Raw genomic sequence first — 12,363 nt, 5'->3', positions numbered from 1 at the left:
ATCCTGCCAGCCGCGGATGCCGCACCAGGGCAGATTGGGCGACAGACCGCGAAGTATGTGGGTGGTGCCGCGCACCGGCGTAGCGTCGGAACGATGCGGGTGTCGGTGCGGATGCTGGCCCTGGGATGCGCGGCGACGGCGCCGATGGTCCTGGCGTCGGCGTGCGGGTCCGCCGGCGATCCGGCACCCGATCCGGCGGCCGTCTTCACCGCCGCCGCATGCCCGTCGCCGAACGTCCCCGGACTGCCGCAACTGGACCTCGGCGCCGAGTTCAGCTGYGGCACGTTGACCGTTCCGGAGGACCGCTCCCGTCCGGACGGACGACGCATCGAACTGGCCGTGACGCGGCTCGGTGCCACGTCCGCGACCCCGCGACCCGACCCTCTCGTCTATCTCACGGGAGGTCCGGGCGGGCCCGCGCCGGCGAGTGCCGCCCAGGTCGCGCCGCTCGGGCTGAACCGGGATCGCGACGTCCTGTTCCTCGGCCAGCGCGGCACCATGCATTCCGACCCCTTCCTGGCATGCCCCGAGATCGACGAGTTCCAGGCGGCGCAGACGGCTCTGAGCCCGCTCGATCCGGCGACCGCACCCCTCGACGTCGAGGCCACTCGGACCTGCCGCGACCGGGTCACCGGGGGCGGTTACGACCTCGGCGCCTACGACACCGCGGAGAACGCCGCCGACGTCGCGGATCTGCGGGTGGCGCTCGGCCTCGACGAGTGGAACGTCTACGGCGTCTCGTACGGCACCGACCTCGCACTCACCGTGCTCCGCGACCACCCGGACGGCATCCGCAGCGTGGTGCTGGACTCGGTCGTGCCGACGCAGAACAACATCATCGAGGGCTTCTGGCCGGGCGCCGCCGCGGGCTACCGAGCACTGTTCGACGCGTGCGCGGCGCAGCCGGCGTGCGCCGAGGCCTACCCGGGCCTCGAGGACGAATTCACCGCGACCGTGAACCGCCTGGCCGTCGCTCCGCTGACCGTCGACCTGTCCGGCAGACGCGTCGTGCTCGACGGGTACACGTTCGCGAATCTGGTCATCCAGCAGAGCCTCGCGCCGGGCAACTACGCCGGACTCCCCGCGCTCGTCCACGCGACCGCCACCGGCGACGGCGTCCCGGCCGCGACCGCACTGCTCGGCACGGTGACGCCGCCCGGCCTCATCGGCTACGGACTGACGTTCGGGGTGTTCTGCGGTGAGCAGACGGCGTTCACCGACCGTGGGCAGGTTGCCGCCACCGCGAAGCAGGTGCTCCCGGACTTCCCGGACGCGGTGCTGTCGCTGGTGCCGCAGGCCGCCCGGATCTTCGACGACTGCGACGTCTGGGACGTGCCCGCGTCCGACGTCCGCGTGCACGAGCCGACGGGAAGCAACGTGCCGACCCTGCTCCTCACCGGATCGCTCGACGCCGTTACTCCGCCGTCGCAGGCGCGCACCGCTGCCGCCACCCTGTCGCGGTCCGAGGTGCTCGAGTTTCCCGGACTCGGCCACGACGTGCTGCAGTCCTCGGACTGCGCCCCGGCCGTCACGATCGGCTTCCTCGAGCAGCCGACCGGCGGCTACGACACGAGTTGCCTCACGCGAGTGCAGATGCCGGTGTTCACGACCGGGTGAGAGCCGGAGGCCGGCAGGCGAGGCGACGGAGCCGCAGCGCGATCGCCACCAGCGCCGGGAACGTGACGGCGAGAACTGTCATGCGCTGGAGGAGCCCGGCGACCTCGTGCAACGGTGCGCCGCCCGGCATCGCGAACCGGCCGAGCAACACGAAACAGCCCAGACCGAGAATTCCGGCGACCCCGACGTACCGCGCCAGGCCGCGCCACCGCGGATCGGCGGCGAACCGGCGCGACAGCACCACCAGGGCGAGGGCGCTGCACGAGAAGAACGTGACCCCCGCGATCACGTGGTGGCCCGGGTCGTAGGGCTCCCCTGCCGGATCTTCGCGCAACGGAAACACTGCGGCGAGTATCAGCCCCACCGCCGCCACGCCGAGCAGAGCGGGCCCTGCCCAGCCGTACCGCGTTTTCGCGATGCCGCGATGGAGTCCGATCGCGAAGATCGTCAGCAGCACGGCGAAGGCCACGAAATTCAGCTGTTGGATCCATCCGCGTGGGTCCGCCTCGAGAGCACTGATCGGGTCGGCGATCCGGCTGTAGTCGCCTTGGCGAAATGCCTCCTGGACGAAAAATCCCGCGGTGAACAACACCGGACCCGCGACGCCCGCGCGGGCCGCCCACCGCTGGAAGTCGGGGCGTGACACGCGAACTGACGTGGTGACCATGACCACGACGCTAGGGCGACGTCACCGTCCGGGCATCGGGTAACTTACCCATCTTCCCGAGACGGTCATCTGAGTCGTTCTACCCACTGCGGTCAGTTGTCGGGGAGGACGGCCCCGGTCGCCTCGTCGACGTTGACGTCGTAGTCCCAGCCCTTGGCGTCGCGGATGTGAATGTGCCACACCGGCTTACCGTCCCGCTGCTGCTGCTCCGAATTCGCGACCGTGCCGCCCGGGACCGTTGCCAGGGCGATCTGCTCCGCCTGCTGCTGGGTCACCGCGCCGGCGGGCGGTGCGGGTGCGGCCGCCGTGGTGGTCTGCCCGTCCTGGCTGTCGGACACCACGGTGCCGGTCGCCGCGTCGACGTTCACGTCGTAGTCGTAGCCCCGTGTGTCGCGGATGTGGACGTGCCACACCGGCTTACCGTCCCGCTGCTGCTGCTCCGAGTTCACGACCGTGCCGCCCGGGACCGTCGCGACAGCGGTCTGCTCCGCCTGTTCCTTGGTGACCGCCGCGGCCCCTGCCGCGCTCGTGGCGGTCGGCGACGTCATCGCAGCGGAGGCCGACGCCGTGGCACTGGCGGAGGTCGACGGGGTGTCACCGCTGTCAGAACCGCATCCGCCCAGCAGCAGCGCGGAGGCCGCGACTACCGGGATCAGGCTCGCACAGCGCACAATTCTGCTGGTCATCGTGGCTCCTCGATCGCTCGACGGCGTCAAACCTGCCTGTCAGAGTACGGGAGCCACAACCGACCTCGCGGTAGTTTTCGCCAGTTCTCGGCCCGAGTCAGACCCTCACCACGCCCGACACGACCCCCGCCCGAAGCTGCGCCGGGCGAGCACGAGCCACACGATGGGCAGGAAGACGAGCGGGGGGACGCGGACCAACGCGACCCACAGGATCGCGGCGAGGATGGCCACCACGAACACGAGTACCCGCAGCGCCGCCGCCTCCCGCCCGGGGTCGCGTCGCACGCGCACCCGTTCGGGTTCGGGCGTGAAGCGCTGCTTGTCCGGAAGATCCGCGAACAGCGGCACGAGGTCGCCGGCGGTCTTGGCGAGGTACGCCGCCCGCACCCGGGCGTCGAACTCGTCGGTCTCGAGCCGTCCGGCTGCGAAATGTTCGGCGAGTGCCGCCGCTGCTTGCTCCCGCTCCACGGTCCCGATGCGGACTCCGCCAGGAAGGGGTGGCTGTGGATGACTGATGTCGCTCATGTCGTCGCCTCGCGCCTGGTTTGTAACACTGTAATCCTAGCCACAGTGTAGGCCTTCTATTCCTGGTCGCGCCCGTGGAAACCTTGCCGGCGCTGTTCCTCCGCGCGTTCCCGGCACCGCCGCACGAACTCGGCTTCCTCCGGATCGGCGGGCAGCCGATCGCGCGGAATCTTCTGCGGCCGCCCGGCCACGAGCCACAGCACCGAGCCGACGAGCGGAAGCAGCAGCACGATCACCAGCCACCCCTCCTTCGAGAGGTTCCGGAACTGGTCGTCGTCGGTGGTGACGGCGTCGGCGAAGCACAGGACCCACAACACGAATGCGAGCAACGCGACGTACAGCATCGTCGTTCTCCTTGCCTGGCGCGCCCGAACACGCGGTGCGCCCAAGTCCATCGAACAACTGCTGCGGCATCGCCGCAAGAGTGAACCGCGGCTACAGCCAGCGGCCCAGTCGCACCAGGGATTCCCGGACCTCGGCCGTGGACCCGGCGAACGACAGCCGGACGGTCTTGTCTCCGTGGACGGTGTCGAAATCGATGCCGGGGGCCAGCGCAAGACCGGTGTCCTGCAGCAGCCGCGAGCACCATTCCGTCGACGTCGCGCCGTGGGATCCGCCGAGCAGGTGCCCGATGTCGGCGTAGACGTAGAACGCCCCGTCGGCGGGTGCCAGGTCGGTGATGCCCAGCTCGGGAAGTCCGGTGAGCAGCAACTCCCGGTTGACGGCGTAGCGCTGGACGTGGCCGTCGAGTTCGGCCCTCGATTCCTCGGTGAACGCCGCGATCGCCGCGTACTGGGAGATGGCGGGCGGGCACACCGTCATGTTCGACGCCAGCCGCTGCAACGGCCGGCGCAGCCCCTCGGGGACCAGCATCCAGCCCAGCCGCCAGCCCGTCATCGAGAAGTACTTGGACACCGAGCCGACGACGACGGATTCGCGGGACGTCTCCCACGAGCTGGTCATCGCCTGATCGCCGTATCCGATGCCGTGATAGATCTCGTCGGAGATCAGCAGCGTCCCGTGGGCGTCGCACCAGCGGGCGAGGGCGGCCAGTTCGCCGGGGTCGATGACGGTGCCGGTGGGGTTGGCGGGGCTCGCGACGATCAGTCCGGCGGGCGGCTCGGGCAGGGCGTCGAGCATCGCGACCGTCGGCTGGAACCGGGTGTCGGCTCCGCAGTCGATCTCGATGACGTTGCAGCCGAGCGCGGCGAGCGTGTTCCGGTAGGCCGGGTAGCCGGGGCGGGCCACCACGACGGTGTCGCCGACGTCGAAGGCGGCGAGGAACAGCAGCGTGAATGCGCCGGAGGAACCGGTGGTCACGACGACGTCCTCGGCGTCGACGTCGATCCCGGACTTGCCGGCGTGATATCCGGCGATCGCCTCCCGCAGCGGCAGGATCCCGAACGTCTCGGTGTAGCCGAGCAGGTGCCCGTCGAGCACTTCCCGCGTCGCGCGGAGCACCGGCTGCGGCGCGGGCGTGGACGGCTGCCCGGCCGCGAGGGTCAGCACGTCGCCGTGGGTGCGCTGACGTTCGGTGGCGGCCTTCCACACGTCCATCACGTGGAAGGTCTGGATGTTGGACCGCTGGGATTCGGGACGCACCCCATGACGCTAGCGTGACGCGCTCACTCCCCCGCCAACGCGTCCCGCTGCGATTCCACCGTCTCCCGGATCGCCCCCACCACCGCCGCGACCTCCGGTCGTCGCAGCGACTCGGGCCGCGCCACGAGCCAGTACGCCAGCGTGGCCTCGACCTGCCCGGGCAGCACCCGCACGAGGTCGTCGTGGCGGTCGGCCATGAAGCACGGCAGCAGCCCGATGCCAGCCGACGCCCGGGTGGCCTCGACGTGCACGAACACGTTGGTGGACGTCACCGATTCGCGCATCGAGACGGTGAGGCGGCGCGCCAGGTCGAGTTCGTCGACCTGCAGCATCGAGTCGATGAAGTAGACGAGTGAATGATCGGCCAGATCATTCACTCGGGTCGGGGTGCCGTGTTCGGACAGATACGACCGCGCCCCGTACAGGCCGAGGGTGTAGTCGGCCAGCCACAGCGCCTCCGCCCGGTGCACCTGCGGTTTGCCCACGACGATCTCGATGTCGAGTCCCGAGCGATGCTGCGAGGCCCGGCGGGTGATCGCGACGATCTCCACGGACACGTCGGGGTGCCTGCTGCGGATCAGCGCGCCTGCGGGCGCCGCGATGTAGGCGCTGAACCCGTCGGTCGCCGACACCCGGACCACTCCCTTCAGGTGGTCGGCGCCGCCGGGTTCGGCGACGAGTCCGTGGACGGCGGCCTCCACGCGTTCGGCCGCGGTCAGCGCCTGCCGCCCGAGGTCGGTGAGTTCCCATCCGCCCGCGGCCTTCACGAGCACCCGGCCGCCGAGGCTTTTCTCCAGACTCGCGATCCGGCGCGAGATGGTCGTGTGGTTGACACCCAGGTCGTCGGCGGCCGTATTGAAGCGGCCGGTTCGCCCCACTGCCAGCAGAACGAGGAGGTCGTCGGGGCTGGGCATGGCTGTTCCGGGCGTCACTTCTGCATATTTGCACATGCGGGTTGCAGGTTGCGTCATTGTGTGCGCACAAATATGCATCAATACTCGGCAGGACCAATGAACTGTGCCCCCAGTCACAACAGGGTGCGGAGTGTGAAGAGGAGCGACAGATGAGCGTCGACGATACAGCGCACGTGAAGGAAGCCCCGCCGTCCGGGCTGAAGAAGGTGGTCGGCGCATCCATGGCCGGCACCGTCGTCGAGTGGTACGAGTTCTTCCTCTACGGGACCGCGGCGACGCTCGTGTTCAGCAAGGTCTTCTTCGCGGCCGGGGGCAACGAACTCGACGCGATCATCGCGGCGTTCGTGACCTACGCCGTGGGCTTCGTCGCCCGGCCGCTCGGCGGCATCGTCTTCGGTCACTTCGGCGACAAGTTCGGCCGCAAGCAGTTACTGCAGTTCAGCCTCCTGCTCGTCGGCACGGCCACGTTCCTGATGGGCTGCCTGCCCACCTACGGCCAGATCGGGTACTGGGCCCCCGCCCTGCTCGTCACGCTCCGCTTCATCCAGGGATTCGCCGTCGGCGGCGAGTGGGGCGGCGCGGTGCTGCTGGTGGCCGAGCACAGCCCCAGCAAATCCCGCGGCTTCTGGGCGTCGTGGCCGCAGGCCGGTGTGCCCGCGGGCAACCTCGTCGCGACCGTGGTCCTGCTGATCCTCACGACGACGCTGTCCGACGAGTCCTTCCTCAGCTGGGGCTGGCGTGTGGCGTTCTGGTTGTCCGCCGTCATCGTCCTCGTCGGCTACTACATCCGCACGAAGGTGACGGACGCGCCGATCTTCATCCAGGCGCAGAAGGAAGCGGAGCACATCAAGGAGACGTCGTTCAGCGTCTTCGAGGTGCTCAAGCGTTACCCCCGCGGCGTGCTGACGGCGATGGGCCTGCGCTTCGGTGAGAACGTCATGTACTACCTGGTGGTCACGTTCTCGATCACGTACCTCAAGGTGGTCGTCCACACGGACACCGCGCAGATCCTCTGGTGGATGCTGATCGCCCATGCCGTGCACTTCGCGGCGATCCCGCTCGTCGGGCGGCTCTCCGACATCATCGGCCGTCGTCCCGTCTACATGATCGGTGCGCTGACCGCGGGCACGTGGGGCTTCTTCGCCTTCCCGATGATGAACAGCGGGCACAACGCCGTCATCCTTGCGGCGATCATCATCGGACTGGTGTTCCACGCGTTCATGTACGCCGGTCAGCCGGCGATCATGGCCGAGATGTTCCCGACCCGCATGCGGTACTCGGGTGTCTCCCTCGGCTACCAGGTGACGTCGATCGTGGCGGGTTCGCTGGCGCCGATCATCGCGGCCAGCCTGCTCAGCAAGTACGACTCGGCCGTTCCGATCGCGATCTACCTGGCGATCGCCTGCCTGATCACCGCCGTCGCCGTCGTCGTCGCCCGGGAGACCAAGGGCATCTCGCTCGAGTCGATCGACGCGGCGGACGCGCAGATCCTCGCCGACGAGAAGGCCGCAGGCGCGAAGAACGAGGTCCCGGCATGACCGAGCAGAACCTGAGCGGGCGCACCGCGCTCGTCACCGGCGGCGCCAGCGGCATCGGCGCGGCCTGCGCCCGGGCGCTCGCCGCGCGCGGAGCCCACGTCACCGTCGCCGATGTCGACGACGTGGCCGCCAAGAGCCTCGCCGACGACATCGACGGAACGGCGTGGCACGTCGACCTCCTCGACACCGATCCGCTCACCGAGTTGCGGCTCGAGACGGACATCCTCGTCAACAACGCCGGGATCCAAACCATCAGTCCCATCGAGGAATTCCGCCCCGAGGACTTCCGGCGCATCCAGACTCTGATGGTCGAGGCGCCGTTCCTGCTGATCCGTGCCGCCCTGCCGCACATGTATGCGACGGGTTTCGGGCGCATCGTCAACGTCTCGTCGGTGCACGGACTCCGCGCGTCGGCGTTCAAGGCCGCGTACGTCACCGCCAAGCACGGGCTCGAGGGACTGTCGAAGGTGACGGCCCTCGAGGGCGGTCCGCACGGCGTCACCAGCAACTGCGTCAACCCCGGATACGTCCTGACGCCGTTGGTGCAGAAGCAGATCGCGGATCAGGCGCAGGTGCACGGCATCAGCGAGTCCGAGGTGATCGAGAAGGTGATGCTCACCGAGAGTGCGATCAAGCGACTGGTGGAACCGTCGGAGGTCGCTTCCCTCGTCGCGTGGCTCGCGTCCGCCGACGCAGGCATGGTCACCCCCCGGATACTCCGGGGGTGCACGCCTGCTTCTACAGTGCTTCGACCTCAGGGAATGGCGATGCGGCCCTCGACCGCGGCCAGCCCGATGTCCTTCCGGAAGTGGCTTCCCGGCAGCTTGATCGCGGAGATCTTGGAGTACGCGTCGGCGCGCGCCGCGTCGAGGTCGGCTCCGACGCCGACCACGCTGAGCACGCGTCCGCCTGCGGAGACCACCTGGTCGTCGACGAGCTTCGTGCCTGCGTGCAGGACGCCGTCACCGTCGGCGCCGGTGATCACGTCGCCGGTACGCGGGGTCGCCGGGTAGTGCTCGGCCGCGACCACGACAGTCACCGCCGAGCCGTCCTGCCATTCGAGCGGCGCGACCCGGTCGAGCGTTCCGGTGGCCGCCGCGTTCAGCAGCTCCCCGAGCGGGCTCTTCAGCAGCGCGAGAACCGCCTGGGTCTCGGGGTCACCGAAACGGCAGTTGAACTCGACGACGGCCGGGCCGTCCTTGCCGATCGCCAGCCCGGCGTACAGCAGACCGCTGAAGGCGCTGCCGCGGGCGACGAGCTCGGCGGCCACCGGCTTCACGACGTCGTCGACGATCTGGGTCACGGTCTGCTCCGGCAGCCACGGGAGCGGCGTGTAGGCGCCCATGCCGCCGGTGTTGGGTCCGGTGTCGCCGTCGCCGACCCGCTTGTGGTCCTGGGCCGGCAGCAGCGGCACGACGGTCTCACCGTCGACGACGCAGAACAGCGACACCTCGGGACCGTCGAGGAAGGATTCGAGGAGGACGGGGTGGCCGTTCTCGAGCAGTTCGGCCGCGTGGTCGCGGGCGGCGTCCCGATCGGTGGTGACCACGACACCCTTGCCCGCCGCGAGGCCGTCGTCCTTGACCACCCAGTTGGGCCCGAAGCGGTCCAGTGCCTCGTCCAGCTTGGCGGGCGAGTCGACGATCTCGCTGTGCGCGGTCTTCACGCCGGCGGCGGCCATGACGTCCTTCGCGAACGCCTTGGAACCCTCGATACGCGCGGCGTCGGCCGACGGGCCGAAGCAGGCGATGCCTGCCGCGCGGACGGCGTCCGCGACACCGAGCACCAGCGGGACCTCGGGGCCCACCACGACGAGGTCGGCGTCCAGCTTCTTCGCGAGGGCCGACACCGCCTCCCCGGACGCGATGTCGACCGAGTGCTGCTCGGCGATCTTGCCGATCCCGGCATTGCCGGGCGCGCACATCAGGGCACTGACACCCGGATCGCGAGCAAGGGCGAGAAGGAGGGCATGTTCACGGGCTCCGGAGCCGATAACGAGTACGCGCACGGGTGTCAGCCTACGGGCCGCGCCAGGCTGCGGCTCCGCCACCCGTGAGTACTTGTTAACCGCCGGCGGTTGACAATTACTCACGGGCGTCAGCAAGCTGCTCGATCCGCGGCGGCCAAGCCGAACACCAGAGCAGGTGCGATACCTCCGGTGTATGCGCGGTTGTAGAGTCCGCCGGTGTCCGATCCGGCGGCAAACAGTCCACTGATCGTGCCGCCCGCCGAATCGAGGACACGGCCGTGCTCGTCGATGCGGATGCCGTGGAACGGGAACGTCAGAGCCGGGCATGCCTCGACGAGGTAGTACGGACCCTCGTCGAGCGGGGACGAGTCGAACCTCCGCGGAGGCTGCCCGTCCGCACCCGCCGCGTTGAGAGAGCGGATCTGATGTGCGATCGCAGCGCCGTCGTAGCCCCACTCCTCGGGAAGGTAGGCGAACTCGTCCAGGTTCTCGGCGATTCCACACCGCCCACCCCGGCGCTGCGCGAGGTCGAACTTGTCGAGAGACGCGGCGCCTTCCACGTAGCTGCCGGTGATCCAGTCGCGGTAGACCCGCGCATCGGCAACGAGCAACCCTCGCGACTCGGGCTGCTCCAGCAGGTCCATCGTGGTCAGATGGTCCCCGACGGTCTCATCCGTGAAACGGCGGTTGTCGAGGTTGAACAACAGCGCGTGCTCGCTGTAGTAGAGCGAGAGTGCGACGAAATCGGACGGGTCGCGGAAGCGCACGCCCGTCGGTACGAGGTGGCCGTAGAAGCCGGACCGATCCGTCCCGGTCGCCGCGCCGACGGCCTCGGCCAGGCGAAGTCCGTCTCCCGCACTGGTGGGATTGGAACGCAGTTGCATCTCGCTCGCCGCGGGGTGGATGTGCGCGGAGGCCAACTCGGGATTCGCCTGGAATCCGCCCGTCGCAAGAATCGTCGCCGGGGAATGTATTTCACATTCGGTGCCGTCCGCGAGCTGGACACGCGCACCGGCGACTCCACCGTCCAGCGGGAGCAGCGCGAGAGTCTCTGCCCCTGTGTGCACCTCACCGCCGTGACTTCGGATTCGGCGACGACACTCGTCGATGTACCGGTTGGTGTCGAACTGATGCCCGGTGCCGTAGCGGAGTACGGTGACCGCGTCCGCGCAGTCGACGCCGAGGGACCGGATCCAGTCGATTCCGTCGGAGAACCCGTCGACCAGCGCTCGCCGCAATTCCGGATCACCGTCCGGGTTGACCTCGTCCATGACCTCGTGCGAAGGCGCGGTCCATGCGTATCCGGCGAACTGCGCGGACCCGCCGATCGCCGCGGACTTCTCGACGACGACAACCGATTTTCCGCTGGTCGCCGCCCGCGCGGCCGCAGTCAACCCGGCCATCCCGGCGCCGATCACAAGTACGTCGGTTTCGATTTCTGCCATCCAATGCTCCTCATCGCATGTGACCGAGCCGTTGTGTTACCACCGACACACTAACTCTTTAACTGAAGTCAGTTCAATAGTTCGGGAGATTGCCGAGCCGCGCGGCTCCGCGTCGTGCACGAATGTGATTGCCGACACACGAGTTCCCCTATAACATCCATTGAACTGAACTCGATTCAAGGAGTGGATGTGCGGAAAATTCTTCTCACGGTCGGCGTGGTTCTCGCCACAACCTTGACCGCCTGCGGAACGCATGCCGGCGACGGCGATGCGGGTGGCCCGATCAAACTCGGTGCGTGGCTTCCCCTCTCGGGGCCACAGGCGTCGGGCGGTCTTCCGCAGGAGGCGGGCACCCAAGCGTTCTTCGATCAGCTCAATGCGGCAGGGGGGATCCACGGACGCCCCGTCGAGTGGACGCCGGTCGACAATGCCTTCGATCCGCAGCAGACGATTCAGGTGGCGCGACAGTTGGTCTCTCGCGACCGGGTTGTCGCGATTGTCGGCGCCAACGGCACGGCCACCACGGAAGCAACGTTTCCGTTCGTCCTCGAACAGAACAAGATCCCCGTGTTCGGGACCTACGGCGGCTCCGCCGCCTGGTACGACCCGCCGCGGGACGGGTTGTTCGGCAGCCAGACGCTCTACGAGAACCAGGCGCGCGCTGCCGCGCAGTGGGCACTCGACGAGGGTGCCAAGAAGGTCACGATCATCCGCAACGATCCGGCCGCGTTCGTGAATGTGGGCGCAGTCGCCACGACCGAGCTCGAGAAGGCCGGTGCGGAGGTTTCGACGGTGGAGGTCAAGCTCGGTACCACGGACTACAGCCCGTTCGTGTCCCAGATCCGTGCGGCCGCACCCGACGCGGTCCTCACGATTCTGCCGATCCAGGAGGCCGCCGCCTACCTCAACGAGATGGCGCTGCAGGGTGTGAAGATTCCCAGCTACGGCTACTCCCCTACGGTCGGCAACAGCCTGCTCGACCTGGCAGGTAAGAATGCGGACGGATTCCGCGCCGTGTCACTCACGCTGCCTCCCACCGCCGACACCCCGGAGGTCGAGGAATACCGTCAGGCACTGGCGAAGTACAAGCCCGGCGAGAAGCCCGATTTCTACTCGCTGGCAACCTACGGTTCGGCCAAAGCGTTCGCCCAGGTTCTCGCGACCATCGACGGCGAGATCACGTCCGAGTCCATCACCGACGCGATAGTCGCGAGCGGCACCCTCGACACAGGCGTCATGCCTCCGCTCACGTTCAGCGCCGACGAGCATGTCGGCACCCGCAGCGTGGTCCGGGTCCAGGTCGAGGACGGCAAGTTCGTCCCCATCGGCGACTTCGTGTCGCCGCAGTAGCACCGCAGTAGCACTGTGTCCCGCCCCTGAATTCAGGGGCGGGACACAGT

Annotated in this window: 11 protein-coding genes and 1 pseudogene; 4 read left to right on the top strand and 8 right to left on the bottom strand. The window is 68.5% G+C overall.

Going from position 1 to position 12,363, the window contains the following annotated elements; translation table 11 throughout:
• The first annotated feature begins 93 nt into the window (after positions 1–93).
• Positions 94–1,617 carry an alpha/beta fold hydrolase gene (locus AC1DWT_RS06150; protein WP_095863277.1) on the top strand — a complete coding sequence of 508 codons (1,524 nt, stop codon included), beginning with the start codon at positions 94–96 and terminating at the stop codon, positions 1,615–1,617.
• On the opposite strand, the gene AC1DWT_RS06145 is transcribed toward AC1DWT_RS06150, so the two are convergent.
• The 6 genes from AC1DWT_RS06145 to AC1DWT_RS06120 all read right to left on the bottom strand — a co-directional run bounded on the left by AC1DWT_RS06145 (position 1,604) and on the right by AC1DWT_RS06120 (position 6,047).
• On the bottom strand, positions 1,604–2,284 hold the full coding sequence (locus AC1DWT_RS06145; RefSeq protein WP_095863617.1) for a DUF998 domain-containing protein: 681 nt from the start codon (positions 2,282–2,284) through the stop codon (positions 1,604–1,606). The two genes, AC1DWT_RS06150 and AC1DWT_RS06145, sit on opposite strands and share 14 nt — an antisense overlap.
• 92 nt (positions 2,285–2,376) lie before the next feature.
• Positions 2,377–2,970: a PepSY domain-containing protein gene (locus AC1DWT_RS06140; protein ID WP_072942929.1), complete on the bottom strand. Its 594-nt coding sequence runs from the start codon at positions 2,968–2,970 to the stop codon at positions 2,377–2,379.
• Positions 2,971–3,075: 105 nt separating this feature from the next.
• Positions 3,076–3,495, bottom strand: coding sequence for a DUF1707 SHOCT-like domain-containing protein (locus tag AC1DWT_RS06135; RefSeq protein WP_072942927.1), 420 nt, complete (start codon positions 3,493–3,495; stop codon positions 3,076–3,078).
• A 56-nt stretch (positions 3,496–3,551) separates the two neighbouring features.
• Positions 3,552–3,839 carry a PLDc N-terminal domain-containing protein gene (locus tag AC1DWT_RS06130; protein ID WP_072942926.1) on the bottom strand — a complete coding sequence of 96 codons (288 nt, stop codon included), beginning with the start codon at positions 3,837–3,839 and terminating at the stop codon, positions 3,552–3,554.
• Between the two features lie 91 nt (positions 3,840–3,930).
• Positions 3,931–5,097, bottom strand: a complete 1,167-nt coding sequence (locus AC1DWT_RS06125) for a pyridoxal phosphate-dependent aminotransferase (protein ID WP_072942924.1) — start codon at positions 5,095–5,097, stop codon at positions 3,931–3,933.
• A 23-nt stretch (positions 5,098–5,120) separates the two neighbouring features.
• Entirely contained in the window at positions 5,121–6,047 is a 927-nt protein-coding gene (locus AC1DWT_RS06120) for a LysR family transcriptional regulator (RefSeq protein WP_095863275.1), read from the bottom strand.
• Positions 6,048–6,160: 113 nt separating this feature from the next.
• On the opposite strand from AC1DWT_RS06120, the gene AC1DWT_RS06115 reads away from it, so the two are divergent.
• Together AC1DWT_RS06115 and AC1DWT_RS06110 are read left to right on the top strand one after the other, a co-directional pair.
• Positions 6,161–7,549: an MFS transporter gene (locus AC1DWT_RS06115; RefSeq protein ID WP_095863274.1), complete on the top strand. Its 1,389-nt coding sequence runs from the start codon at positions 6,161–6,163 to the stop codon at positions 7,547–7,549.
• A pseudogene (locus tag AC1DWT_RS06110) lies at positions 7,546–8,256 on the top strand (SDR family NAD(P)-dependent oxidoreductase); the annotation flags it as partial. The gene AC1DWT_RS06115 and the pseudogene AC1DWT_RS06110, both read left to right, overlap by 4 nt.
• Before the next feature lie 47 nt (positions 8,257–8,303).
• Here AC1DWT_RS06110 and purD read toward each other — a convergent pair.
• Both purD and AC1DWT_RS06100 read right to left on the bottom strand, forming a co-directional pair.
• Complete coding sequence (gene purD / locus AC1DWT_RS06105) at positions 8,304–9,557, bottom strand: phosphoribosylamine--glycine ligase (RefSeq protein WP_095863273.1); 1,254 nt, start codon at positions 9,555–9,557, stop codon at positions 8,304–8,306.
• An 89-nt stretch (positions 9,558–9,646) separates the two neighbouring features.
• Entirely contained in the window at positions 9,647–10,963 is a 1,317-nt protein-coding gene (locus AC1DWT_RS06100; RefSeq protein ID WP_095863272.1) for an FAD-dependent oxidoreductase, read from the bottom strand.
• Between the two features lie 189 nt (positions 10,964–11,152).
• Here AC1DWT_RS06100 and AC1DWT_RS06095 point away from each other — a divergent pair, with 189 nt between their 5' ends.
• On the top strand, positions 11,153–12,313 hold the full coding sequence (locus AC1DWT_RS06095) for an ABC transporter substrate-binding protein (protein WP_072943157.1): 1,161 nt from the start codon (positions 11,153–11,155) through the stop codon (positions 12,311–12,313).
• Positions 12,314–12,363 lie beyond the last annotated feature (50 nt).

It is taken from the genome of Rhodococcus sp. P4_B6 (assembly GCF_056402215.1).
This window is presented reverse-complemented; position numbering and strand designations above follow the sequence as displayed.